The following is a 23,911-nucleotide window of genomic DNA, read 5'->3' as shown; positions in this document are numbered from 1 at the left end:
GCTTGGCACGTTTTTACTTGTCTTTTCCATGCAGCACGTATGCTAAGGAAGGCGAAAAAGCGAAGGGCCATTCTCGATGAAAGGAATGCAGCATCTGTGAATGCTGAGGCTTCATTCCCACTACTTCAATTTTTGCTCCGTTCATATATTGAAGCATCGTAAAAAGCGCAAGCAGCTTGTCTACCCCTTCCTCTTCTATTTGCCCGACAGCCGTGAAATCCACAGCAATATGAGTGTACTCTCCCTCATAAGCCGTATGAAGCGCCTGTTTCGTGATCGACTCCATTTTTTCCCTTGTTATGTCTCCGAAAAGCGGGATGAACGCCAAAGTCGGAGACAGAGCAATAAAGGGGCCGGAAAGCTCTCTTAAACGAATGAGGGCTCTCTCCAGCTCCTCCTTTTTTGCCAGCAGTTCAAAATTAGTAGAAGATAAACGGTTCTGCAAGGAGAGTAACCGCTCCTCCAAATGTTCATTCTGCTGATCTTTAGGAAGCAGCGCAATATGGCCGTTCGCTTGTCCATCCCACGATAAATGAATATCAAACAACTGGGCTGGAGCCGTTTTTGTCCGTAAATTCACTTCAAACTGGCACGGTTCCTCTTGATAAACAATGAATTTGACTAGCTTTTCTTTGCTTGCCACATCTGCCAGCGCAACAATATTGTCTGCGGGAAGATCAAACATACGGGAAGCCGCCCCCGAGCATGTTAAAATATTTCCTTCTTTGTCAATCTGAATATAAGGAATAGGAAGCGGCTGATTATAAAGAGACATTGGGTTCACCTTCTACTTTCTGAGTATGCAGCCATAAATGAGCAGCGTGCAAATCTTGAAAAATCACTGTTTTCTCCGAACAATAGGACTGCAAATCATACATTCCCGCCAGCCTTCCTCCAAGAATAATCGACGGCTGGGAGGAAAGCCCGGACAACCGCTGAATATAGTCTTGCAAAAGCGGAAGATGATAAACAATCGCTACGGACAAGCCAATGACATCGGGCTGCCACCTTTCGGCCGCTTTCCATGCTGATTCCAGCGGCAAATCTGAACCAAAAAGCCGGACACTCCAGCCCGCTTCCACAAATAAGCTGCTAACCATCTTTAGTCCAAGATAATGGCGCTCTCCTTCCGGACACAAAAACATCGCTTTTTTATTTGTTGAAGAGTGTTCTTTTTGCCAAGGAAACAAGCTGGATAAAACAAAATCGCAAGTACCAGTAGCCAGGTGCTCATCTGCTACAGTGATCTTATTGCTTTCCCATAATTCGCCGACATATTGCATCGCCGGGGTGAGAAGCTGATCAAATACCTCCAGTGTCGTCAACTCCTGTTTTCCTTTCACAAAATCGATGGAGGCTAGTGCATCCCCTTCCAGTAGATAACCGGCTAACTCGTGCACTTCCTTGTTCATCTTCTTCACCTCATTTGCCTGTTTAATAGCTTCACTGCTGCAAGGCTAATATGGCTTCCTGTAAATAAGACCACCCTTTCTCATTTTCCTGTTCGCCGCTTTCCATTAACAGCTGCTGAATAATGACAAAGTTATCAATCAAATGCCTCGTACTCATGCCGTGCTTCGTTAAAATGCCGTTGAGCCAGAGCGCATAATCAACAAAAAACTGCTGGTTATTCAAAAGCAAAGCCGTTTCCAGCTGCTTCATATGATGATGATTATCTTCCAGACATTTAGCTTTTCCTTCTTCTCCGAAGCGGACAAGAAGAGCAGGCTCACGCTTATATATTTCATCCGTTGCTTTCTCTGCTAAGACTGTTTTCCAGCTTTGCTTCATGTAGCCACCACCTTAAATTGGCGGACTGTCGGAATAACAGCGGCCAGCTCCTGATCCGGATAGTTTTTTTCCAGCTCATGAATTTTCTTAAACTCTTCGCTCCGCACCCACGATAAATACAAAGCTTTGGATTGGAAAGCTAATTGCACGGTCAGTTCTCCCGGTTTTTTATCATTTTGGAGCAAGAGAAAATGCTGAAAGCCAGCCGCTTTATCGACAAATCGCGAACGATTTTTATAGATGGAAATAACCTCTTCTGCCTGATGATCCTGTACAGAAAATGTGGAGTGAACAACGTACACGTTAAAACCCCCTTCTTCTACAGTATATGTACTACTCTATCATTTCCACTTCCTGCTAATCTATTATATTGTTTGTTTTTTTTTTGAAATCAAAAAGGGCGATACCCCTTTCGAGTACCGCCCATCCATATTGGTTTCTCCCGGTTTCATTTGTTTACCCTTTCCGCATTCGGTTGAACCGTCTTTAATTGGCTCGCAGACAAAATCTCGGGATTGGTCAACACTTCAATAACAGCCGGCCGCCCGCTCGCCTTCGCTTTTTCCAATGCCGGCAAAAAGTCCGCATTCTTCCTGACTTGCTCTCCATAACAGCCGAACAGCTTGGCAAGCTCGGCAAAATTCGCATTGGATAGCTCCGTAGCCACTACCCGGCCCGGAAAATGCTTTTCTTGATGAGCCCGAATGGTTCCGTACATATTGTTATTTACAACGATGGCGATGACAGGGACTTGAAGGCGGGCAGCCGTTTCCAGCTCCTGCATCGTCATCATAAACCCTCCATCTCCCGAAAAAGACACAACCATTTTATCCGGGCAGGCCATCTTCGCGCCGATTGCTGCCGGCAGCCCATATCCCATCGCACCGGATGTCGGGCCAATATAAGTACCCTGGCGGTCAAAACGGTAATAGCGGGACAGCCAGCCAAAGAAATTACCGGCATCGCTTGTTAAAATTGCATCTGGCGGGAATGACTTTACCATGTCATGCAATAAGCCATCCATATCGACATGCTGCTCCTCATAATCTTTTGGGGGTGATGAGAAGGCAAGATAAGCGGCGTGCAGCCTTTGAAGAGCCTGCTGTTTCTCCTGTTCTTCCGCAGGGACAGCCATATCAAGCGCTTTTTCTAGAAACCGTTTGACATCGGCTGTGATGCCTAATACAGGAGCATACACTTTACCGATACTATCCGGACAAACATCTACTTGAATCAGCTCCGTTTGTTCTCCAAGGAGCGTGTAGTCTTGGGCAGTGACTTGTGAAAAGCGGGTACCAAGCGCCACGACGAGATCGGCATCTTTAATATAGTCCAGCAGCCCTTGCTCCGAGCCAAAGCCGAGCCACCCGGCATAATGCGAATGGCTGTTAGGAAAAGCGTCGAACCTGCGAAAAGCCGTAACAACAGGCACGTTCAGCTTTTCAGCCAAGCGGGCAAGCAAATCGGCTGATTTCGTCCGTGTCACTCCCCCGCCGGCAATCACAACTGGCCTCTCAGCTGCCCTAATTCTTTCCAATGCTTCCCGGACAGCGTCTTCAGAAGGCTCAGGCACCTGTTCCGCTTGAATATGTCGTTCGATATATTCTGCTGTCTCTTCCAGCATGTCGTGGGGCAGGGAGACAACGACAGGTCCCGGCCGCCCCGATCTTGCCATGTAAAACGCCCGATGAAGGAGCTCAGGAATCCTGTCCGCCGACTCAATTTCTACTGTCCATTTGCATAAGTGGCTAAAGAAAGCCGTAAACTCCACTTCCTGAAAAGCTTCTCTGCCTTTAAACGGCCTCTCTACCTGCCCGATCAGAGCAACAAGCGGGGTAGAATCCTGCATCGCTGTATGCAGACCGATGGAAAGATTGGCAGCCCCAGGCCCTCGGGTAGCCATGCAAACTCCCGTGCTGCCGGACGCTTTCGCATATGCCTCTGCCATAAAAGCGGCTCCCCCTTCGTGGCGGGTTGCGACCAGCTGAATGTCCGGATGTTCATAAAGGGCATCAATCACTCCAAGATAGCTTTCCCCCGGCACGCAAAAAGCTTTTTTCACTCCTTCCCTTTCCATTACTTTCACAATTGCCTGTCCGCCGGATAATTTAGCCATGTTCAACGCCCCGCTTTCTTGTTCAAATAAAGTAATCAATAAAATTCCAAATTGTTTGTCTATTGAATTTTAAAATATGGTATACTCTGGTCAACCTTCTCTCTTTCAAACTGGACATTTTTGTCAAACAAGGGGTGCTGTCAGTGAAAATTTTAGAGCATATCGCTCAGGACATCGCCGAAAAAACAAGCGCTGTGTTAGGCTATCCAATCAGCATCACCGATAATGAAGGATATATTATTGGCTCAACCGACAAAGAAAGACTTGGCCTCTTCCATCGTCCTTCGTTGGATGTTATTCGAAAAAAAGGCCTGATTCACTGCCGCGGCGAACAGTTCGGCCAGGTGCTGCCGGGCAGCTCTGTCCCAATTATGATTAACAACAAAGCCATCGGTGTTCTTGGCATTATCGGACAGCCGGAGGAGGTCGAAAAGTACGTTCACCTCGTGAAAAATCAAGTGGAAATGATGTGCCAGGATGCCTTTCATAAAGAAATGAAAGAACTGGAAACCAAGATGGTTGAGGTGTTTATCCAGCAGATTATTCACTATGATACAGATGAACAAGATGAACGGATTATTCAGTATGCTAAAACCCTTGGGTACGACCAGGAAATTTGCCGGGCCTGCATCTTAATAGATATTCACCGCCCTTTGCCGATCCGGACAGGCTCGAGTGAATCCAATGATTCCCACTCACTGCCCTATTTTCAAAGGGATTTGTTAGACTACCTCCATTTGATTTTCCGCGACTCTAAAGAAGACATCCTTTCCTTTATTAATATTGAACAATTGATGATTGTAAAACCAGCCGCCACAGAGCAAGCTTATGCAGCTCTCGTTTCTTCCCTGGAACAGCAGCTTCATAAGCTGAACAGCTTTTTGCAGGCGAAGTACCACCTATCTGCCTCTCTTGCCATCGGTGATGTGCAAAAAGGAATAAGCGGCATCGCCGAATCCTTCCGTAACGCCGAAAAAGCCATGTCTCTGGGCAAGGGAACAGCTAACGGGCCAGGGGTGTTTATTTATGACGAAAAGCAGGCTGCTTTTCAGCTGCTGCCGAAAGAAATGACCCCTGAGCTTCAAAGAAAGCTGATCAATATTATTCAGCCGCTCACTCATTTAGACAGCTATGAGGTGCTCGCCGCGACTTTTCTCAGCTATTGCACGCATAACTTAAATTTAAGCGAAGCCGCCCGCAATATGTTCATTCACCGGAACACGATTATTTACAGACTGGAGAAGATCAATGAAGCGACCGGTCTCGACACGGGAAGCTTCCAAGATTGCCTGCTGCTTTACATGGCGATCCGCTGCTATGAAGAAAAGAAAGAGGGGATCCCCCGCTCAAAATAAGGGCTTTTTTTGAAAAAACAAGCAGAAATGCCTTCGCAGCCTACTGCGAGCACTCCTGCTTGTTTTTCTATTCAGCGAAAGGAATCAATAGTTGTCAATTTGCGCCCGCTGAATTTTGCCGCTGTAATCAACATACACGGACTTCCATTCAGTATATACATCTAGTGAAGCGACCCCGGAATCACGGTGGCCGTTTCCAGTTCCCTTCGTTCCTCCAAATGGCAGATGGATTTCAGCACCTGTTGTCCCTGCATTAATATAAACAATTCCGGTGTCTAAGTCCCGCATAGCTTGGAACGCCCGGTTGACATCACCGGTAAAAATGGAGCTTGATAAGCCAAACTCTACGCTGTTGTTCACTTCAATCGCTTCTTCAAGACTTTGAACAGGAATAATGGAAGCAACCGGCCCGAAGATTTCCTCTTGAGCGATTCTCATGTCAGATTTTACATCTGTAAACAAGGTTGGCGCATAGAAATTCCCTTTGTCTAAACCGTTGTCAGTCAGGATTTCTCCGCCTTTTAATAATTTAGCTCCTTCATCTTTGCCGATTTTCACATAGCTATGAATTCTCTCTAGGGAGGAACGGTTGATAACAGGCCCCACATCTACCGATTCATCCAAGCCGTCGCCTACCTTTAGCGTCTCCATCCGCTTCAGCAGCTTTTGTTCAAGCTCTTCTTTCACAGCTTCATGCACGATGATCCGGCTGCACGCTGTACACCTTTGTCCGCTCGTGCCAAATGCGCTCCAGATAATTCCGTCCACAGCCAAATCGATGTCCGCATCCTCCAGCACAGTGACCGCATTTTTTCCGCCCATTTCCAGCGATGTGCGTTTTAACAGCTCGCCGGCGCGGCCGTTAATTTGTTTGCCGACTTCGTTGGAACCGGTGAAGGAAACAATATCGATCTCCGGGTGCTCGACAATCGCGTTGCCGACCTCCCCTCCTGAGCCATATACAAGGTTGACAAGGCCTTTCGGCAAGCCGGCCTCTTCATAAATTTTGACGAATTCTCCAGCTAAAAACGGGGTTTCAGAAGCCGGCTTCCAAACGACAGCATTGCCTGTCACAAGCGCCGGAAGCGATTTCCAGGAAGCGATGGCGATCGGAAAATTCCAAGGCGTAATCAATCCAGCAATGCCAACTGGCACACGGACGCTCATCGCAAATTTATTGCGAAGCTCGGAAGGCACCGTGTCGCCAAACATACGTCGCCCTTCCCCAGCCATATAGAACGCCATATCGATCGCCTCTTGCACTTCCCCCCGCGCTTCCGAGATCACTTTCCCCATTTCCAGCGTTAGCGTTTGAGCTAATTCCTCCTTGCGCTCTTTCAACAGATACGCGACCTTGTACAAGAAATCCGCCCGTTCAGGCGCCGGAACGTTGCGCCATTTCTTTTGCGCTTCTTTTGCCGCTTGAACCGCCTTATCCACATCTGCTTTTGTCGAAGCCACTACTTCCCCCAATACTTCTCCGTTGACCGGATTTGTATTCCGCGTATATCTTCCTGATTCAGATTCTACCCATTCCCCGTTAATAAAGTTTAAGTATTTTTTTACTGCTTTATTTTTTTGAACAGTGTCTTGTACGGTTTGATTATTCATAGCGCGATCACTCCTCTTAATTGGTCATAATAGTGAGTTCTTTTTTCATGCGGTTAATGGCTTCAGTCAGCCGGGCGGTCGGCACGGACAGCGAAAGCCGGAAATACCCTTCACCCGCCGCGCCAAAGGCATGGCCGGGTGTAATAATGACTCCTGTCTTTTCCAGTACCCGGTCGGCAAATTCAGCGGATGTATATCCATCGGGCACCGGTGCCCAGATAAAGAAAGTTCCGCGCGTCCGGCCGGTTTTCACGCCGATGGTTTTTAACGCCTCCGTCATTGCCTTCATTCGCTCTGCATAAATTTCGTTGCTGGTCTTTATGGACTCCTGGCTCGCTGTCAGGGCATGGGCAGCGGCTTTTTGAATCGGAGTAAATTGGCCGGTATCCGTATTGCTCTTATAAGTAGACAACGCCCGAAGGACCTCTTTATTCCCGACGGCGTAGCCGATCCGCCAGCCAGTCATGCTGTATGTTTTCGATAAGGAGCCAAACTCAACAGCCACCTCTTTTGCCCCTTCCGCCTGCAAAATGCTTGGTGCCTGGTAACCGTCGAAGGTAACCATGTTGTAAGCCGCGTCGTGGGCAATAACGATCTTATGCTGTTTGGCGAATGACACCGCTTTGCGGAAAAAATCAACATCTACCGTCGCAGCTGTCGGGTTGCCCGGATAATTCAAAAACATCAGCTTTGCCTTAGCCGCTGTATTTTCAGGAATATTCTGAAACTCAGGCTCAAAATTATTTTTCTCAAGCAGCGGCATTGGATATAATTGCCCGCCTGCAAGAGAGATGGCCATTCGGTAAGGAGGATAACCGGGGTCTGGAGCCAATACGGTTTCTCCCGGGTCAATGACCGTCGGCACTAGGTGGGCAAGCCCCTCTTTTGAACCGATCAAGGCCAGCACTTCTGTTTCCGGATCTAACTCCACATGAAACTGGCGTTGGTAAAAAGCGGCGACCGCCTTTCTAAAGTCCGTGCAGCCAATGAAGCTCGGATACTTCAGGTTTTGCGGATCTGCCGTTTCCTCTACCAGCTTATCGATGATGTGCTGCGGTGTCGGCAGATCAGGGTCGCCTATTCCTAAATCAATCACATCTATTCCCGCCTCTTGCATCATTCGTTTCTTTTTGTTGAACTCCGCAAACATATACGGCGGAATTTGAGCTATTCTTTGTGATTGATAGCGCATGAATAGTCACCACCACCTCTTTACATTTATGAGAAAAATCAGCAAGCGTTTTCATACTCTTACTTTAACTTCTTTTACATTTATAGACTATGGTCTTTTTGTACAAAAATGCCCAAAGAATTAACGGGAAAATCCATGCATTTTTCACAAAGGATTCTGCTCATCCGCTTTCTTGGCCATCAAAAATGCCGGAGAACCCTATATAAAAAAAGCGCCGCAAAAAGCGGCGCCTGCTGGATCTCAATCTATCGGACAAGATGGTTTTGGAAAGCGTAGATGACCGCTTGTGTCCGGTCGTTCACTTCGAGCTTGGATAAGATATTGCTGACATGTGTTTTGACTGTTTTCAACGAAATATATAGCTCATCGGCAATTTCCTGGTTCGCCTTGCCTTGGGCAATCAGCAGAAGCACCTCTTTCTCCCTCTCGGTCAGCTCTTCATGAAGGGCCGCCTTTTGCCCTTGCCGCATGCGCTTCATCATTTTTCCCGTTACTTCCGGTTCGAGCACCGGTTCGCCTTCATACGTTTTGCGGATAGCTTCAGCAATGGCACTGGCCTTTGAGGTTTTCAAAATATAACTAATGGCTCCTGCTTCAAGCGCCGGATACACTTTTTCGTCATCCAGAAAGCTCGTTACAATCACGATTTTGGCTTCAGGCCATTTTTCTATAATGCGTTTTGTCGCTTCAATTCCGTCCATTTTTGGCATGACAAGATCCATTAAAATAACATCCGGCTTTAATTCAAGAGCGGCAGATACGGCTTTTTCTCCATCCTCTGCTTCAGCCTCTACTTGAATATCCGGCTGGGCCATTAAATAGGCGGATACGCCAATACGCACCATTTCATGATCATCTACGAGAAGAACTCTAATCATTTGTTTCCACCTTTTCTTCTGTTTTTTCTATTTGTGTCTGATCGCGGTGCTGCTTTGCAAGCGGAACTTTTACTTCCAGCTTCGTCCCTTTGGCAGGCAACGAAACGATTTTTAATGTTCCGCCAATTTCAATTGCACGCTCATGCATATTTTGCAAACCGTAAGACCCCAGCTTCGTCTGTTCCTGATCAAATCCAACTCCATCATCGCTGATCCGCAAGATCACAAAGCCATTCCGCCAAACATTCAATACATCCAGCCGGCTCGCTTTGGCATGGCGCAGCGTATTCGAGACGGACTCCTGCACAATCCGGAACAAGTGGTCTTCCATCGCTTTATCCATTTGAATTTCTTCTGTCGTCCAGTGGATGGCCAATGGAACCTTTTGCCTTAATTCCAAAAGCAGATCATCAATTCCCTCTTTTAACGACTTTCCATTCAGCGCGACAGGACGCAAGTGCAAAAGAAGCGCCCTCATTTCCAACTGAGATTGCTGAATCATCTCTTCAACCATAGCCAGCTGCTTCGTTTCGATGGCAGATGCCGGCTCGCGGTTTTCATTGATCGCCGACATCATCATGGAAGCCGCAAACAGCTGCTGCGATACGGAATCATGCAGTTCCCGGGCAAGGCGCTGCCTCTCCTGTGACACCATTTCTTGAATAAGCGTTTCTTGGCTTTCAGCTCTTTCCCTCGCCAGCCGGCGGGCCGCCTGCTTCTGCTCAGCAACGACACGTTCAAGCTGCTGGAACTTCTGTTCAATAATCGAAAATTCCGCGCATACCGGGTGATTCTCCTCTTGCTCTTTTCCAGAAATAAGCGCGTCCAGCCGCTGATCAAGTGTTTTAACTGACGTCCATTGACCCCAGCCATACAATGCACCGAACAGGAAAGCCGTACCGACCGCAGCTGCCGCTATAAACACAGCAAGCGGAAGATCAAATACCTTCTCTTCCCAGTAAATCCGCCACGTCGAGTGCAGAAAACTCATTTCAAACGCAAAGATCAATACAACTGTTACAAAAAGAACAGCTAAAAACACCTGCCGGATTTGCTTGGCGAAGATATTCATACTCGATTCACCTCCACATCGCCGATCATAGTGGAGATGAGAAGCACGACAGTTGTTTCTGCTCCTTCCTGCTCGCTATGATGTTCATCTTCAAAATACAACGTGTCATTCCACAAAGGAATTGGAAAACGCTGAAACAAATGGGCATTCCCAACTACTGTTGCAAAGCGAATGCGCACAGGCACTTCATAAGGGATATCCACTTTCACTTTTCCAATTATTTGCCTAACAGAAATAATGGCCGTACCCTTCGGCAATACTGTATTGCTTACATCAACCGTTATATCCCCGATAGCCCCCTGAATGTGGATATCCTTCCATTCATACGAATGCTCCGGAGTAGATTGAACGGAGAACAGCTTATTTTTCAAGAAAGAGTGCTTAATTGATTCACCGGCTTCCATTGGCATCGACTTGACCCCATCTGTTGATAAGGAAAAACGTATCGGTTCTTTTTTGGACTGAAAAAACCGGTAAAATATATAAATCACCCCAGCCAGAACAAGCATGCGCAAGCTGCTCATACTAAGCACCATGATAATTGACAAAAAGACGCCAAACCAGAACAGCAGCTTGCCAAACCAACTTGAGTTCCACTTTCTGCCAAAGTAAATCATTGCTATCCCGAAGAAGAGGGAAAACACAAAATCACTATGAAAAAATGTCGCTTCAATTAAAATAATAATGAAAGCGGCAAGCAAAAACATCGTCAGCATATCGGTTCTTTTAAATGGTGACATTCTTTTTTCCTCCTTCCCCGGCCCAGCAACGCTGGAATGTGAAACAAACCCGCTGTTACGGGTTTGTTTCACTCTCTTCAATTGTTAATCATAGCACGTTTTACATAGACTGTGTGTGCTTTTCTTTCTTATAAGACTGACGTTCCAATTCTGCAAGGCGGGCATCCATCAGTGACATTTCATACTTTCTATTTACCTTTCCTTCGAGGTTATCGATGTATTGCTCCAGTTCTTCAAATCGTCCGAATGGATAATGGTCTCCCGATTCTTCATTCAATACCTTGTTCATGCTATGATGAGCCCTTGCAGCGTTTTCCCGGCCCATTAATTCCAGGCGCCGAACGTTCATGTCTTTCAGTTTGTGCTTCATTTCTTCTGTTTTTTCTTCGAGCTTGATAATTTGTTCACTCACAATGAGCTCTGACTGCTGCAGCCGATCCGCCCGTTCTTTATAGACGTCTGCTTCTTTTCTGGCAAATTCCTCAAGGCTCTCTTCTCCTGCTTCCGCAGCCAGTGCCGCTTGCTTCAAACGCTTATCCTGCATACGGAGGGCCTCACGGCGCTCCCGTTCAAATTCGTTTTTCAACAGCTGCTGCCGTTCAAGCAGCTTCATTGTTTTTTCCGTTTCTCTCTGCGCCTCGCGCAAATACTGGTTAAGCATGGCGATTGGATTCTTTTGTTCCTTCTGTTCTACAAAATCAAATAGCTCCGCTTCGATGGTTCGTTTCATTTTTGTAAAAATGCTTGTCATCTTGATCTCTCCTCGCTTAATTGTTTTTCAATTGATTCCATTGCTTTTCAAAATTAACGAATGGGTCTTTTTCCTTGGCAACGTCAACAAAGTCTTCCTCTTCTTCCTGCCACTTTTTATATACAACATACAGAACGGCTAAAGCAGCTACACCAAGCAAAGCAGGCACATTGCCGACTGCCACGAAGAACGCGATCACTCCGGTTGCTCCCCAAAAGAACTTGAGACCCTTTGAAGCAGCTTGTTTGTATTGCTTCCACGCCACATACATAATAGCGGCACATAGCACAAGGCCCAGTATCGGACCGACACTTGCAATCGCTATGATCGCTGCAAGACCTCCGATACAAAACAGCATCACCTTTTTCATTTATTTTTTCCTCCCTTCGATATCTTGATTTCATCTTACCTCGTACTGCCCTTTTCTATAACGAGCCCTGGATTGAACTTTCCCTCCTCCTTAAGACCGAGACTGTAAAAGCCCCAAAGAAAATAGCGTTCCTAAAGAGCAAATAAAAAGGAGCCGCCCCAACCGATCATGAAACATGACTTGTTGGGGCGGCTCCTTCTTCTTTCTTACAAAGAGGCTGATTTCTATTTTGTTTAGAAGCTGAAGCATCCGAAGTGAGACTTCGGATGCTCTGGCTCATTTCTTGTGCATTTTAAATTCAAGATACAGTTCGTTATAGTAGGCCAGCATGTCCGCCCCTAAGTTTTCATATACTTCCAAGTGCTCTGTTTGTTCCGGACTTGGATAGAAGCGCTGGTCATTCACCACGTCTTTCGGCATGTATTCGAGAGCTTTTTGATTGGGCGTCGAATAGCCGACATACTCCGCATTTTGCGCGGCTACTTTCGGATCCAGCATAAAGTTGATAAATTGGTGGGCGGCTTTTATATTCTTGGCTGTTTTCGGAATAACCATGTTATCAAACCAAAGATTCGATCCCTCTTCCGGCACGACATATTCCAGATTATCCTTTTCCCACATAATTTCTGAAGCAGTTCCTGACCAGACAACACCAATAGCCGCTTCATCATTCTCCATCAGCAGACGGATTTCATCACCGATGATCGCTTTAATATTAGGAGTCAATTGATCCAGCTTTTCCTTTGCTTCAATTAGGTGCTGTTTGTTTGTATCATTCAATGAATAGTGGAGCGAGTTCAGTCCCATTCCCATGACTTCGCGGGCACCGTCCACCAGCAAAATATTGTTGCGCAGCTCCGGGCTCCATAAATCGTTCCATGCTTTAATTTCTTTGCCCTTCATTAAATCTTTGTTGTAAATAATGCCAACCGTTCCCCAGAAATAAGGAATGGAATATTGGTTGTCATGATCAAAAGGCAAATCCATGAACCGTTGATCGATATATTTTAAATTTGGCAGCTGAGAGTGATCAAGCGGCAGCAGCTGGTTTGCCTTTTTCATTTTGTCAATGGCATACTCGGAAGGCACCGCAATATCGTAAGCAGTGCCGCCTTGCTCAATCTTTGTCATCATCGCTTCATTGGAATCAAAGGTTTCATATATAACCTTGACACCCGTTTCTTTTTCGAACCGGTGAATGAGCTCAGGGTCAATGTAATCTCCCCAGTTATAGATGGTCAATACATTGCCGCCTGCTTTTTGTTCGGGTCCATTAAGAACAGACACGGCATACATCAGCAAAAAAGCAATGGCGAAGATGGCTGCAAATGCACGGATTAATTTGTTCATTTCTGCACCCCCGCTCCAGCTGACCGGCTGTTTCGCTGCATAATAAAGTAATACCCGGCCACAAGAATGATTGTAAACAGGAATAACAGCGTGGACAGCGCGTTAATATTTAAGGAGATGCCGCGGCGGGCCAGTGAGTAAATTTCCACTGATAATGTACTAAAGCCGTTGCCCGTTACAAAGAAGGTAACCGCGAAATCATCAAGCGAGTAAGTGAGCGCCATAAAGAAGCCGGCAAACACCCCTGGCGAGATATACGGCAGAACAACTTTCGAGAGCACATCCCAGTGGCCTGCCCCTAAATCACGGGCGGCATCAATCAAAGAGCTGCTCATCTCTTGCAATTTAGGAAGCACCATGATGACCACAATCGGAATCGAAAAAGCAATGTGCGATAACAGCACGGACGTAAAGCCCAGCTTAATTCCTGCCATCGTAAACAAAATTAAAAAGGAAGCGCCGATAATGACATCGGGACTAACAATCAAGACATTGTTAAACGACAAAAGCGCCTGCTTCGCTGTCTTTTTTCTCATATACACAATAGCCAGCGCGCCAAGCACGCCGATAATTGTGGAAATTGCCGAGGATAGCAAGGCAATAATAATTGTATTGAGCACAATAATCAAAAGCCGCTTGTCACCAAAAAGCTCCTTATACCACTCCAGCGTAAATCCTTCAAAATTGTTCATCGTGCCGCCGCTGTTAAATGAATAAAACATTAAATAAAAGATGGGCGCATATAAAACGATGAAGATAAAAGCCAAATAAACTCTTGGCCAAACAGACTTCTTTTTCATTTTATTGAACCCCCCGCTTTCTCGTGCCGGTCACAATCATAATAACGACCATCGTGATAATTAAAAACACCGCAATCGCTGATCCCATCCCCCAATCCTGGGTAACGAGGAAATGCTGCTCGATGGCTGTTCCCAGAGTAATAACCCGGTTGCCGGCAATCAAGCGGGTAATCATAAACAGCGATAATGCCGGAATAAATACCGCTTGCACCCCCGACTTGACCCCGCTCAGCGTAAGCGGAAAAACAACCTTGCGGAATGTTGTCCATGCGGAAGCCCCCAAGTCGCGGGAAGCATCGATTAAAGCAGGATTCAGCTTATCAAGCGCGTTAAAAATCGGCAGCAGCATAAATGGAATAAAAATGTAAACAGACACAAATACAAAGCTGAAGTCGGTAAACAGAATTTGCTGCGCGCCGATGCCGACCGCTTCAAGAAAATTATTCGCCGCGCCATCCGTGCTGAAAATGCCCAGAAAAGCATAAGCTTTCAGCAGCAAGTTAATCCATGACGGCAAAATAACAAGCAGCAGAAGCAGTTGCTTGTATTTTGTTTTCGTAATAAAGTAAGCTGCCGGATAAGCAATGATTAAGCAGAAAGCGGTAATTAAAAAGGCGTACCAGAAAGAACTGGCAATCATCTTCATATATACAAAGGTAAACAGTTTTTCATAGTTGGCGAGAGTAAAGTTTCCATGCAAATCAAAGAACGAATAATAAACAACAAGCAAAATAGGCGTAACGACGAACAAGCCGATCCACAGGACGTACGGCAGAAGATAAAACCAGCGCGCTTTATTGTTCATAGCCGGCCTCTTGATAGGACTCTAGCCGCTTGTCGAATTCTTCTTCTGTTTCGCCGAGGCGCATAACATGAATGGCTTCCGGTTCAAAGTTCAAACCGATTTTCTCGCCTACTGTCGCCTTCTTAGTGGAGTGGACAAGCCACTCATTCTGCGCTTCGTCATAACAGATTATTTCATAATGGACACCGCGGAACAGCTGGGAATCCACCTTTACTTGAATCTTGCCTTCGTTCCATGAAGTAATCTCCAAATCCTCCGGACGGATCACAATGTCTACAGATTCATTCTGGTTCAGCCCCTGGTCTACACATTCAAATACCTTCCCGGCAAATTCCACTTCAAAATCTCTGATCATCTTCCCGGGCACAATATTGGATTCCCCGATAAAGTCGGCTACGAAGCGGTTAATCGGCTCATCATAAATATCTGTCGGCGTGCCGCTCTGCTGGATCTTTCCTTGATTCAGCACAAAGATTTCATCCGACATGGCCAACGCCTCTTCTTGGTCATGGGTAACGAAGATAAAAGTAATGCCGAGACGCTTCTGTAAATCGCGAAGCTCATATTGCATCTCCGTCCGCAGCTTTAAATCTAAAGCGGATAAAGGCTCATCCAGGAGAATGACTTCCGGTTCATTCACAATAGCGCGCGCAATGGCTACCCGCTGGCGCTGCCCGCCGGACATTTCAGTAATTTCCCTGTTCTCATAGCCGCTCAAATTGACAAAGCGGAGCGCTTCTTTTACCCGGCGGTCAATCTCCGAGTTTTTGACTTTTTTAATCCGCAAGCCAAAAGCGACGTTCTCATATACATTTAAGTGAGGAAAGAGCGCGTAATCTTGAAATACCGTGTTTACTTGCCGCTTGTTCGCCGGCACGTTATTCATTCGTTTGCCGTTAAAATAAATGTCGCCCTCTGACGCTTCCGTAAAACCGGCAATCAGCCGGAGAATAGTCGTCTTTCCGCAGCCTGAAGGACCGAGAAGCGTATAAAATTTTCCCCGCTCAATTTCAAAACTTACATGATCTAATACGACTGCGTCGTTATCATAGCGCTTCGTTACATGATCGAAGCGAATAATGACTTCCTTTGTCATAGTACCCTCCCTTTTCTCTTATAAATAAGACTTAGTCACAGTCAAAACAAGCTCAGATGACCCTTCGAAGCAATTGACAATTTGATGGGCTTCAGATGAGTGAAAATAGATCGCTTCACCGGCGTTAGCTACATATTCCTGATTGCCAAGCAGCACTTTAATCCGTCCGCTCAGAACGTAGCCAAATGTTTCAGCCAAAGAGGGCTCGAACTGTTTAAATTCGCCGTTTTGCTGGAGAATAAGCTTCACCGGCTCCATCTCTTTCTCGTTGGACTCCGGCACAAGCCATTGAATTTCATATCCTTTTTCTTCATCCATGTAACCGGTATGGTCTTCCTGCCTGTAAACAACCTTTTGTTCCCGTTTCTCCTCATCAAAGAAATCCTTCGGGGAGCAGCCCAACACTTCTAATAAGTGAAAAAACGTCTCTATCGAAGGAGAACTTAAATCCCGCTCTAATTGCGAGATATATCCCTTGCTCAAATCAGTTCTTTCTCCGAGTTCTTCCTGTGTTAACCCCTTTTTCAATCTTAAATTCCTGATTTTCTTGCCGATTTCCATCCTCTTAATCCTCGATTTTGTTTAGTTTTAGTAAACTTTTAATCAACAAAGTTTATTTTTATCAAACTATAAGTTTACACCCAGTTTCTCATTATAAAGTATAGCGCCGAAATCTCAAGAAGAAGTTTCACTTTTTTAGCGAACTTGACAGAAGGAAGAAAATACTGTAAAATGAATGATATTCAGTCATTATTATCGGGGGATTTTATTATGCGGGTAAAGAGTGATGGGAAATACAACAAAATTCTTCAGGCAGCGATCGAGGTCATTTCCGAAAAGGGATTGGACCAAACATCGATCACTGATATTGTCAAACGGGCAGGGGTTGCACAGGGGACCTTTTATTTGTATTTTCCCTCAAAAAAAGATTTAATCCCTGCGATCGCGGAGGATTTGCTTAGCCTGACGCTAGAGAAAATCAAAAGCGAGACAAAACTTAAAAGTGATTTCTGGGACATCATTCAAACGTTAATAGATGAAACCTTTGAATTAACGAAATCCTATAAGGACGTCATTATTTTGTGCTACTCAGGACTGGCGATCGTGCATTCAATGGAAAAATGGGAAACGATCTATACCCCCTACTATGACTGGCTAGAGGAGGTTTTACAGTCAGCTATCAGCAAAGGAACGATCATCGGAGATATTGATGTGAAATGGACAGCCCGTCTCATTATTAACTTAATTGAAAATGCGGCTGAACGCTTTTATATTGCCGAAGAGGGAAAAGATTTAACTGCTTATAAACAATCTGCCTTTTCTTTTCTGCAGCGTTCGCTTTCCAGGTAATCCAGAGGCGCTTTCTTAGGCGTTTCACTTTTCATAAAAAAATGAATGACAGTCATTCACAAATTTAATTGAGGTGCTTACAGTGAATTGGTTTATTGTATTTATCGCAGGTGCATTGGAAGTCGTATGGGCCACAGGCTTAAAATACGCCGACTCTCTGGCGGATTGGACAGTGATCACCGTGCTGATTGCCGTCAGCTTCCTTTTGCTCATCCGTTCATATAAAACGCTCCCGCTGGCCGCTGCTTACACCGTTTTCGTCGGTATCGGAACAGCAGGAACATACTTTATGGGAATCTACTTAGGAGAGCCTTTCTCTCTTGTGCAATTATTATTCGTTGCCTTGCTGCTGTCAGGTGTAGCCGGCATGAAACTATCTACATCGGCGCAGGAAGATGAAAATAGAGGTGAATATCAATGAGTTGGGTCTTTTTAGTATTAGCTGGTTTTGAAGAAGTCATTGCGACAATTGCCATGAAATATGTAAATGGCACAAAGCGAAAATTACCGATTGCCATCATGGTAGTTGGCTTTATTTTTTCCTTCTATTGCTTATCACGAGCGATGACTGAGCTTTCCGCCGGAATTGCCTACGCGGTTTGGACCGGTATCGGATCGATTGGCATTACCCTCGTCAGCATCGTCTGGTTTAAAGAAAAATTAAATAAATTTCAATTTCTTTCATTGGCCTTCATTATGCTTGGCGTAGCCGGATTGAAATTTACTTCTTAATTAAAAGAATCTCCGCCGTTTGCAAACGGCGGAGATTCTTTTTTAACTTTATTATATTGCTACTTTAGCCAATACTTCTTTGAATGTATTGATCACTGTATCTACTTCTTCATAGCTGATTGTCAATGGCGGCTCGATGCGGATTGTTTTTGAGTTAACAAGTGTGCCAGCCACAAGGATGCCATGATCAAACATGCCTTTGGATACTTCGTAGCCAATTTCATCTTTGTGGAACTCAATACCGATCATAAGCCCTTGACCGCGGATTTCCAATACTTTATCTCCATGCTCAGCAGCCGCTTCTTTCAAGCCTTTTAAGAAGTACTCGCCAACTTCCGCTGCTCTTTCCGGAAGGTTTTCTTCGATCAGCACGCCGATTGTTGCGATAGCTGCCGCGCAAGCAAGCGGGTTGCCGCCGAATGTTGTTGTGTGCATGAATGGGTTGTCGAACAAGTTTTTGAACACTTTTTCGTTCGCTACTACCGCTCCAGCTGGCATGACACCGCCGCCGAATGCCTTTGCAAGACAGATAATGTCAGGTGTCACTTCGTATAATTCCGCCGCGAACATTTTTCCTGTACGTCCCATTCCTGTTTGCACTTCATCAAAGATCAAGACAACATCGTACTCGTCACACAATTCTCTTACTTGTTTTAAGTAATCTTGAGGAGGGATGATGATACCGCCCTCACCTTGAATTGGTTCTAAAATAACTGCTCCTACATCTTCGCCGACAAGCGCGCAAGATTCGAATGTTTTTCTCATCATATCAATGTCGCCGTACGGCACATGGCGGAATCCAGGAATCAGCGGAAGGAATGGCTTGCGGAAGATTCCTTTAGCTGTACCGGAAAGCGAGCCTAAGCTTTTTCCATGGAAAGAGCGTGTTGTTGAAATAATGGTTGAACGGTCGCTGTACATTTTTGCAAGCTTTAATGCCGCTTCCACACTTTCCGTTCCGCTGTTTGTAAAGAAAGAATATTGCAGGTCGCCTGGTGTAATGTCTGCCAAAATTTTAGCAAGCATTGCACGAAGCGGGTCAAGCAAATCTTGGCTGTGAAGCGCTTGGCGATTCAACTGATCCGTTACGGCTTTCACCACTTTTGGATGACGGTGGCCGACATTGTAAATACCGAAGCCGCCCAAACAATCGATATATTTCTTGCCGTTGATGTCAGTGAAGCAAGAACCACCGTCAGACCATTCAACAGCTGCGAACTGGCCGCCTTCTGTTACTGTCTTGCGGTAGGAAAGGAATCCCGGATTCACGTGATCACGGAAGTTATCTACTGTTTCTTTCGTTACCCATGCTGCTTCTTCTGCTGTTACTTCTTGCTTCTCGATTAACGCAAGAACCTGCTGAATATATTCATTTACTTGTTCTACTTGCTCGTTGTTTTTCACTTCTGTTTTTGTACTCATTTATCTTCACTCCTGCAATTTGATTAGTTTTTAAACCAGCCTACTGGTTCTACTTCTAAGTTGATGTTGATTTGTTTGATTTCTTGGAATTCATCCAGTCCGTACGTTCCTAAGCTGCGCCCGATGCCGCTTTGCTTATAGCCGCCCCATGGAGCTTCGTTGTAAGTCGGATGATAAGAGTTGATCCATGTAATCCCTGCGCGCAATTTCTTGATGACGCGAAGCGCTTTTGCTCCGTCAACAGTAAATACTGCACCGGCTAATCCGTAGTCTGTGTCATTCGCAAGGTGGATGGCTTCTGCTTCGTCTTTGAATTTTTGAATTGCTACAACTGGTCCGAAAATCTCTTCTTGAACGATTTTCATCTCTTGTGTCGTATCAGCAAACGCTGTTGGAGCAACGAAGAATCCTTTGTCCATGCCGTTCTCTGTTAAGCGCTCTCCGCCGAACAGAAGGCGAGCCCCTTCTTGTTTACCGCTTTCAATATAGCTTAATACTTTCTCCATGTGCTGCTGGCTCACAAGCGGTCCCATTTCTGTTTCCGGATCTGCACCGTTTCCTACTTGAATTTGTTTTGCACGCTCTGTGAAGCGTTCAATGAACTTATCATAAATGCTTTCTTCTACGAGAATTCTTGATCCGGCTGAACATACCTGGCCTGATCCGCAGTAAATGCCAAACAAGGCGTAATCAACTGCCACTTCAAAATCAGCATCCGCAAAAATAATGTTTGGTGATTTTCCGCCGAGCTCTAAAGAAATCTTTTTCATGTTGTCAGCTGCCGCTTTCATGATGTGCTTACCTGTTTTTGTACCGCCGGTAAAGGACACCATGTCCACATCTTTATGAGAAGCAATTTCGTTCCCAACAACAGGGCCCGCACCGTGCACCATATTCACAACGCCTTTTGGCACGCCGGCTTCTTCCATGATTTCGATCAATTTTGTAGGTGTAACTGGTGTGACTTCAGAAGGTTTGAAAACAATTGTGTTCCCTGCCGCTAATGCCGGAGCGATTTTCCAAACACTCATCAGCATTGGAAAGTTCCAAGGAACGATTAATCCGCACACGCCAACTGGTTCTCTGACAACCATTGCTTGCATTGGGTCCGCTACATGATACGTTTCGCCATCCGGCTGAGTGATCATGCCTGCATAATAACGGAAGCAAGCGGCCGCATCTCCCATGTCGAAGCCGGCTTCACGAAGCGGCTTGCCGTTGTTCATTGTTTCTAAAGCAGCTAGCTCTTCCGCTTTTTCATCAATTTTATCCGCTATTTTCAATAAGTAAGCAGCGCGCTCAACTGTCGGAAGATCTGACCAGACACCGCTTTCAAAAGCTTCCTTGGCTGCAGCAATAGCCGCTCTTGCATCTGCCACCGTGCCTTCAGCTGCTTGAGCGATTACCTCTCCAGTAGCCGGATTGATTACTTCACGTGTTTTATTGTCACTGGAGTTTGTCCATTCCCCATTAATATACATTTTCAAATCAAGAGTTTTCACTGCTTGCGTGTTTTGCGTTTCTAACATGTTTTTCATCCTCCTATTCTTTGTTTGTTTTATATAATGCAATTAACGTGCCAAGTTTAAATATTTTAAATATTTTTGAAAAACCCGTCCTATTAAGCTTTTTTTATATGATAAGCGCAGAGGAACGGTTCTTTTCTATGCAAAATTGAATAATGTATGTTTAATTGAATAAATCATCCATCTTCGCATAGTACTCATGCTCGCCATACAAAAAAACCGTTCAAAAGCAAGTATTCTCTCACTTTTGAACGGTTTCTATTAATAAAGAGACGCTTCGTTTTCTGTTTTTCTGCTGCTCACAATCTTTTGATACTTGCGGCTGACAGATGATTGGCTGACTCCGAGTGCTTTAGCTGCTTTCGTTGTCGTTTTATACTGCTTCATTGCCAGAACAATCAGCTGCTCCTCCACATCTTCCAGAGCTTCCTGAAGCGGCACGACTCTAGTAATGATTGGCCGTGCCTTTTTGAAATCATAACCAAGCGACAGGAATTGGCTGACAAACTCGGCGTCGATCGCCTGATCATCCGAAGAAACCACAAGCCGCTCGATGATGTTTTGCAGCTCACGCACATTTCCCGGCCAAGAATAGAACTCTAGCACATTGATGGCATCAGGTGTTAAGTAAAAGCTTTTATCGTACTTTTCGTTGAGCTGCTGAAGAAAATGAAAAGCTAGCACCGAAATGTCCTCGATCCGCTCCCGTAAAGGCGGGATATGAAGCGGGATAACATTCAGCCGGTAAAACAAATCTTCGCGGAAGGTGCCTTGCTCCACCATTTGTTCAAGTTTTTTGTTGGTGGCCGCAATAATTTGCACATCCACTTTTTCAGCAATGGTGCTGCCAACCGGAATGACCTCCTGCTCCTGCAGCACACGCAGCAGCTTCACTTGCAAATGAAGCGGCATTTCACCGATCTCATCAAGGAAAAGCACCCCTTGGTCAGCCATTTTAAAATAGCCGTCTTTTCCTTCTTTATCTGCTCCCGTGAAAGCGCCTTTCTTGTAGCCGAACAACTCGCTTTCAAGCAGGTTTTCCGGAATAGCGCCGCAGTTTAACTTCAGAAACGGTTTATCTGAACGGCGGCCAAGCTGATGGATCGCCTGAGCGATGACTTCTTTCCCGACCCCCGATTCACCGGTAATCAACACAGTGGAAGAAAATTCGGCAATTTTCTTCACCTGGAGAATAATTTTCTCCATTTTCGGACTGCGGTACATCAGCTTTTTCAAGGTGCGATCCTGATTCTTGAATGTATCGAGCTCTTTTTTATATTTCTCGGAAATCTTCTTCATTTCTTTTAATTCGTCTTTTAAGCGCGATGTTTCTGTAATATCGCGGGAAGCGATAATAATGCGGTCAATCTCTCCCTTATCATTAAAAACAGGATTGCCGACTGCCAGCACCTTTCTTCCGCTTCTCGCCTCCTGCACCACAGATACCTTTTTCTTCTTTTCCATCACGAGCCTTGTTACAGAAGGACTGAACATCCCTTTCTTCTCTAACTCAAGAAGACTTTTTCCTATCATATCTTTTAAATCCGTATCCCAAAATCCGCTAATGACGTTTTCACTGTAACGAATCAGTTCACCTTTGCTGTTAACAACGAGCAGTTCATCATAAATAGTGGATAAAATGGCGTTTAAATCGGTATTAAGATTTTTGATGTCTTCAATTTCCATTGCCATGTCTTCAATGGTCGGAATATCCTGAACAACAATGAGCATGCCCTCAATTTTTTGATCTTGAGTTGAAATCGGGCAATAATCAAGCAAAACCCCCATCTCATCTGTCAGCTGCACTTGGTTCAGAATGGTTTTCCCGGTCGCGAATACGCTTTCGATAAGCTCCCTGTCAAAAATAGACTCAGCCGGTTTATTCATCACCTTTTCTGCCGTTGACTTGATCATTTTCAAACCAGCATCATTGCAGTTAATGATTTTCTTTTCCCGATCTACTACAAACATCCCCATCGGAATAGAGGTAAGAAGTGTTTTAAATAAATTGACGCCGTGCTCTTCTTGTTTAAACAGCTCGGCTAGCAGCTCTTCCCGCTTTAAATAACCGCTGGGCGAACCTGTTTCATCATTAATGATGGTTAACGGCTCCCCAATTACCTGAAAAATAACAGGCAATGAAATAATTTTGTTTACGTGATAGACTTGTTCAATCGGAATGGACTGAGACAACAGCGTTTGGAAGGTCACTTTTCCTTTATGAGCCAGACGGTTGCTCTTTAAATGAACATAAGAAATAAGCTTGCCCTTCTCGCTCATAAAGATAAATGGTTCTTTGATTGCACTGATGTCTATGAAGTTGTCCTCCTCTTGATCTTCCACCGCAATGGAAACAAGCGGATTCAATTTGTTTTCATCAATCGTAAACATGTTCGATCCCCCTCTCAGCTGTCCCCTTTCTATTATTTTAACAAACTTTTTACAGAATAATAGAAAAAGAAGATGGAAACACCATCTTCCTCCGTTGCTTATTGATCAATCACAAGCGCTTACTACCAGTTCTTCTTTCACATAGGCGAGTACCATGCCGGGAATGACCTTGTCTCCTTCTTGGACTTCCAGCGACTGGATTTCTCCGCTGACGCCCACTTTCACTGGCAGCAATTCGCCGTGCTCATCTCTAATTAAAAACAGCGGCTCCCATTCATAAATTCTGATGCTTTCTTGTACGAGAACTTGCTGAACAACTCCGTTATATGGGCTTGTAATCAATTCTTCAAACAATGGTACTCATCTCCTTTTCTTTCAAGCTATAGTAATGGCCGTGTCGTCATTCAGCCGCTGCTGTATGTTTATTTTGCCCTCCCCGGATTCGATCAGTTGGTGTTCCGCAGGCAGTCTTTTCCCATTTGTTCTGCCTTCTGCTAATGATTTCCCGATCATTTTGCCTTGCCTGCCTGAACGGAACTCCCCTGATCCAACCACCTCATCCC

The 23,911-nt window shown here is 45.3% G+C and carries 26 protein-coding genes; 4 read left to right on the top strand and 22 right to left on the bottom strand.

Translation table 11 applies throughout. The annotated features are described in order from the left end of the window. Nucleotides 1-13 precede the first annotated feature (13 nt). The 5 genes from B1A98_RS11275 to B1A98_RS11255 form a co-directional block, all read right to left on the bottom strand. Nucleotides 14-775 (bottom strand): hypothetical protein, encoded by a 762-nt coding sequence (locus B1A98_RS11275; RefSeq protein WP_063385997.1) that lies wholly within the window; start codon nucleotides 773-775, stop codon nucleotides 14-16. Beyond that, nucleotides 762-1,412, bottom strand: a complete 651-nt coding sequence (locus B1A98_RS11270; protein WP_063385996.1) for a cobalamin B12-binding domain-containing protein — start codon at nucleotides 1,410-1,412, stop codon at nucleotides 762-764. The genes B1A98_RS11275 and B1A98_RS11270 overlap by 14 nt, the downstream gene beginning before the upstream one ends. 31 nt (nucleotides 1,413-1,443) lie before the next feature. Then, on the bottom strand, nucleotides 1,444-1,791 hold the full coding sequence (locus tag B1A98_RS11265) for a globin family protein (RefSeq protein WP_063385995.1): 348 nt from the start codon (nucleotides 1,789-1,791) through the stop codon (nucleotides 1,444-1,446). After that, entirely contained in the window at nucleotides 1,788-2,093 is a 306-nt protein-coding gene (locus tag B1A98_RS11260; protein WP_063385994.1) for an antibiotic biosynthesis monooxygenase family protein, read from the bottom strand. The genes B1A98_RS11265 and B1A98_RS11260 overlap by 4 nt, the downstream gene beginning before the upstream one ends. Nucleotides 2,094-2,239: 146 nt before the next feature. After that, nucleotides 2,240-3,907, bottom strand: a complete 1,668-nt coding sequence (locus B1A98_RS11255) for a thiamine pyrophosphate-dependent enzyme (protein ID WP_063385993.1) — start codon at nucleotides 3,905-3,907, stop codon at nucleotides 2,240-2,242. A gap of 143 nt (nucleotides 3,908-4,050) precedes the next feature. Here B1A98_RS11255 and B1A98_RS11250 point away from each other — a divergent pair, with 143 nt between their 5' ends. After that, nucleotides 4,051-5,262 (top strand): CdaR family transcriptional regulator, encoded by a 1,212-nt coding sequence (locus B1A98_RS11250; RefSeq protein WP_063385992.1) that lies wholly within the window; start codon nucleotides 4,051-4,053, stop codon nucleotides 5,260-5,262. A gap of 84 nt (nucleotides 5,263-5,346) precedes the next feature. Here the strand turns inward: B1A98_RS11250 and B1A98_RS11245 are convergent, their stop codons facing one another. The 12 genes from B1A98_RS11245 to B1A98_RS11190 form a co-directional block, all read right to left on the bottom strand. Further along, entirely contained in the window at nucleotides 5,347-6,873 is a 1,527-nt protein-coding gene (locus tag B1A98_RS11245) for an aldehyde dehydrogenase family protein (RefSeq protein WP_063385991.1), read from the bottom strand. Between the two features lie 16 nt (nucleotides 6,874-6,889). Next, nucleotides 6,890-8,065 carry an LL-diaminopimelate aminotransferase gene (locus B1A98_RS11240; protein WP_063385990.1) on the bottom strand — a complete coding sequence of 392 codons (1,176 nt, stop codon included), beginning with the start codon at nucleotides 8,063-8,065 and terminating at the stop codon, nucleotides 6,890-6,892. Between the two features lie 245 nt (nucleotides 8,066-8,310). Beyond that, on the bottom strand, nucleotides 8,311-8,943 hold the full coding sequence (locus tag B1A98_RS11235) for a response regulator transcription factor (RefSeq protein ID WP_041100649.1): 633 nt from the start codon (nucleotides 8,941-8,943) through the stop codon (nucleotides 8,311-8,313). Further along, nucleotides 8,936-10,015: a sensor histidine kinase gene (locus tag B1A98_RS11230; RefSeq protein ID WP_063385989.1), complete on the bottom strand. Its 1,080-nt coding sequence runs from the start codon at nucleotides 10,013-10,015 to the stop codon at nucleotides 8,936-8,938. Before B1A98_RS11230 ends, B1A98_RS11235 begins: the two co-directional genes overlap by 8 nt. Then, a complete protein-coding gene (gene liaF / locus B1A98_RS11225; protein WP_063385988.1) occupies nucleotides 10,012-10,755 on the bottom strand; it encodes a cell wall-active antibiotics response protein LiaF in 744 nt (247 codons plus the stop codon). The genes B1A98_RS11230 and liaF overlap by 4 nt, the downstream gene beginning before the upstream one ends. A 100-nt stretch (nucleotides 10,756-10,855) precedes the next feature. Continuing rightward, entirely contained in the window at nucleotides 10,856-11,506 is a 651-nt protein-coding gene (locus B1A98_RS11220) for a PspA/IM30 family protein (protein WP_063385987.1), read from the bottom strand. Nucleotides 11,507-11,522: 16 nt separating this feature from the next. Continuing rightward, nucleotides 11,523-11,876: a lmo0954 family membrane protein gene (locus tag B1A98_RS11215; RefSeq protein WP_063385986.1), complete on the bottom strand. Its 354-nt coding sequence runs from the start codon at nucleotides 11,874-11,876 to the stop codon at nucleotides 11,523-11,525. A 276-nt stretch (nucleotides 11,877-12,152) separates the two neighbouring features. Continuing rightward, nucleotides 12,153-13,226, bottom strand: a complete 1,074-nt coding sequence (locus B1A98_RS11210) for an ABC transporter substrate-binding protein (protein ID WP_063385985.1) — start codon at nucleotides 13,224-13,226, stop codon at nucleotides 12,153-12,155. Continuing rightward, nucleotides 13,223-14,026 carry an ABC transporter permease gene (locus B1A98_RS11205; protein WP_041113895.1) on the bottom strand — a complete coding sequence of 268 codons (804 nt, stop codon included), beginning with the start codon at nucleotides 14,024-14,026 and terminating at the stop codon, nucleotides 13,223-13,225. Before B1A98_RS11205 ends, B1A98_RS11210 begins: the two co-directional genes overlap by 4 nt. 1 nt (nucleotide 14,027) lies before the next feature. After that, complete coding sequence (locus B1A98_RS11200) at nucleotides 14,028-14,831, bottom strand: ABC transporter permease (RefSeq protein ID WP_063385984.1); 804 nt, start codon at nucleotides 14,829-14,831, stop codon at nucleotides 14,028-14,030. Further along, nucleotides 14,821-15,927: an ABC transporter ATP-binding protein gene (locus B1A98_RS11195; RefSeq protein ID WP_063385983.1), complete on the bottom strand. Its 1,107-nt coding sequence runs from the start codon at nucleotides 15,925-15,927 to the stop codon at nucleotides 14,821-14,823. The genes B1A98_RS11200 and B1A98_RS11195 overlap by 11 nt, the downstream gene beginning before the upstream one ends. Before the next feature lie 18 nt (nucleotides 15,928-15,945). Continuing rightward, on the bottom strand, nucleotides 15,946-16,488 hold the full coding sequence (locus tag B1A98_RS11190; RefSeq protein WP_063385982.1) for a helix-turn-helix domain-containing protein: 543 nt from the start codon (nucleotides 16,486-16,488) through the stop codon (nucleotides 15,946-15,948). 210 nt (nucleotides 16,489-16,698) lie between these two features. Between B1A98_RS11190 and B1A98_RS11185 the strand changes: the two genes are divergently transcribed. The 3 genes from B1A98_RS11185 to B1A98_RS11175 all read left to right on the top strand — a co-directional run bounded on the left by B1A98_RS11185 (nucleotide 16,699) and on the right by B1A98_RS11175 (nucleotide 18,009). Beyond that, nucleotides 16,699-17,277 carry a TetR/AcrR family transcriptional regulator gene (locus B1A98_RS11185; protein WP_063386023.1) on the top strand — a complete coding sequence of 193 codons (579 nt, stop codon included), beginning with the start codon at nucleotides 16,699-16,701 and terminating at the stop codon, nucleotides 17,275-17,277. Between the two features lie 82 nt (nucleotides 17,278-17,359). Next, entirely contained in the window at nucleotides 17,360-17,698 is a 339-nt protein-coding gene (locus B1A98_RS11180; RefSeq protein WP_041100631.1) for a DMT family transporter, read from the top strand. Continuing rightward, entirely contained in the window at nucleotides 17,695-18,009 is a 315-nt protein-coding gene (locus B1A98_RS11175) for a DMT family transporter (protein ID WP_041100629.1), read from the top strand. Before B1A98_RS11180 ends, B1A98_RS11175 begins: the two co-directional genes overlap by 4 nt. 51 nt (nucleotides 18,010-18,060) lie before the next feature. Here the strand turns inward: B1A98_RS11175 and B1A98_RS11170 are convergent, their stop codons facing one another. From B1A98_RS11170 to B1A98_RS11150, 5 genes are all read right to left on the bottom strand, one after another. Then, nucleotides 18,061-19,431: a putrescine aminotransferase gene (locus B1A98_RS11170; protein ID WP_063385981.1), complete on the bottom strand. Its 1,371-nt coding sequence runs from the start codon at nucleotides 19,429-19,431 to the stop codon at nucleotides 18,061-18,063. Nucleotides 19,432-19,454: 23 nt separating this feature from the next. Further along, complete coding sequence (locus tag B1A98_RS11165) at nucleotides 19,455-20,960, bottom strand: aldehyde dehydrogenase family protein (RefSeq protein ID WP_063385980.1); 1,506 nt, start codon at nucleotides 20,958-20,960, stop codon at nucleotides 19,455-19,457. A gap of 258 nt (nucleotides 20,961-21,218) precedes the next feature. Next, entirely contained in the window at nucleotides 21,219-23,348 is a 2,130-nt protein-coding gene (locus tag B1A98_RS11160) for a sigma 54-interacting transcriptional regulator (RefSeq protein ID WP_063385979.1), read from the bottom strand. 105 nt (nucleotides 23,349-23,453) lie between these two features. Then, nucleotides 23,454-23,702, bottom strand: a complete 249-nt coding sequence (locus tag B1A98_RS11155) for a biotin/lipoyl attachment domain-containing protein (protein WP_041100621.1) — start codon at nucleotides 23,700-23,702, stop codon at nucleotides 23,454-23,456. A gap of 21 nt (nucleotides 23,703-23,723) precedes the next feature. Further along, nucleotides 23,724-23,903 (bottom strand): hypothetical protein, encoded by a 180-nt coding sequence (locus B1A98_RS11150; RefSeq protein ID WP_063385978.1) that lies wholly within the window; start codon nucleotides 23,901-23,903, stop codon nucleotides 23,724-23,726. Nucleotides 23,904-23,911: the final 8 nt, after the last annotated feature.

The organism is Pseudobacillus badius, assembly GCF_002189605.1.
GTDB lineage: Bacteria > Bacillota > Bacilli > Bacillales > Domibacillaceae > Pseudobacillus > Pseudobacillus badius.
Note: the sequence above shows the minus strand (reverse complement) of the source record. Positions and strands in the feature narration are given on the sequence as shown.

Bases quoted from the DNA above. Each gene is read 5' to 3' on its own strand.
- B1A98_RS11230 (WP_063385989.1), bottom strand. From the start codon at position 10,015: ATGAATATCTTCGCCAAGCAAATCCGGCAGGTGTTTTTAGCTGTTCTT.
- B1A98_RS11185 (WP_063386023.1), top strand. From the start codon at position 16,699: ATGCGGGTAAAGAGTGATGGGAAATACAACAAAATTCTTCAGGCAGCG.
- liaF (WP_063385988.1), bottom strand. From the start codon at position 10,755: ATGTCACCATTTAAAAGAACCGATATGCTGACGATGTTTTTGCTTGCC.
- B1A98_RS11255 (WP_063385993.1), bottom strand. From the start codon at position 3,907: ATGGCTAAATTATCCGGCGGACAGGCAATTGTGAAAGTAATGGAAAGG.
- B1A98_RS11190 (WP_063385982.1), bottom strand. From the start codon at position 16,488: ATGGAAATCGGCAAGAAAATCAGGAATTTAAGATTGAAAAAGGGGTTA.
- B1A98_RS11215 (WP_063385986.1), bottom strand. From the start codon at position 11,876: ATGAAAAAGGTGATGCTGTTTTGTATCGGAGGTCTTGCAGCGATCATA.
- B1A98_RS11165 (WP_063385980.1), bottom strand. From the start codon at position 20,960: ATGTTAGAAACGCAAAACACGCAAGCAGTGAAAACTCTTGATTTGAAA.
- B1A98_RS11205 (WP_041113895.1), bottom strand. From the start codon at position 14,026: ATGAAAAAGAAGTCTGTTTGGCCAAGAGTTTATTTGGCTTTTATCTTC.
- B1A98_RS11265 (WP_063385995.1), bottom strand. From the start codon at position 1,791: ATGAAGCAAAGCTGGAAAACAGTCTTAGCAGAGAAAGCAACGGATGAA.
- B1A98_RS11175 (WP_041100629.1), top strand. From the start codon at position 17,695: ATGAGTTGGGTCTTTTTAGTATTAGCTGGTTTTGAAGAAGTCATTGCG.
- B1A98_RS11160 (WP_063385979.1), bottom strand. From the start codon at position 23,348: ATGTTTACGATTGATGAAAACAAATTGAATCCGCTTGTTTCCATTGCG.
- B1A98_RS11210 (WP_063385985.1), bottom strand. From the start codon at position 13,226: ATGAACAAATTAATCCGTGCATTTGCAGCCATCTTCGCCATTGCTTTT.
- B1A98_RS11235 (WP_041100649.1), bottom strand. From the start codon at position 8,943: ATGATTAGAGTTCTTCTCGTAGATGATCATGAAATGGTGCGTATTGGC.
- B1A98_RS11170 (WP_063385981.1), bottom strand. From the start codon at position 19,431: ATGAGTACAAAAACAGAAGTGAAAAACAACGAGCAAGTAGAACAAGTA.
- B1A98_RS11270 (WP_063385996.1), bottom strand. From the start codon at position 1,412: ATGAACAAGGAAGTGCACGAGTTAGCCGGTTATCTACTGGAAGGGGAT.
- B1A98_RS11195 (WP_063385983.1), bottom strand. From the start codon at position 15,927: ATGACAAAGGAAGTCATTATTCGCTTCGATCATGTAACGAAGCGCTAT.
- B1A98_RS11200 (WP_063385984.1), bottom strand. From the start codon at position 14,831: ATGAACAATAAAGCGCGCTGGTTTTATCTTCTGCCGTACGTCCTGTGG.
- B1A98_RS11245 (WP_063385991.1), bottom strand. From the start codon at position 6,873: ATGAATAATCAAACCGTACAAGACACTGTTCAAAAAAATAAAGCAGTA.
- B1A98_RS11240 (WP_063385990.1), bottom strand. From the start codon at position 8,065: ATGCGCTATCAATCACAAAGAATAGCTCAAATTCCGCCGTATATGTTT.
- B1A98_RS11275 (WP_063385997.1), bottom strand. From the start codon at position 775: ATGTCTCTTTATAATCAGCCGCTTCCTATTCCTTATATTCAGATTGAC.
- B1A98_RS11220 (WP_063385987.1), bottom strand. From the start codon at position 11,506: ATGACAAGCATTTTTACAAAAATGAAACGAACCATCGAAGCGGAGCTA.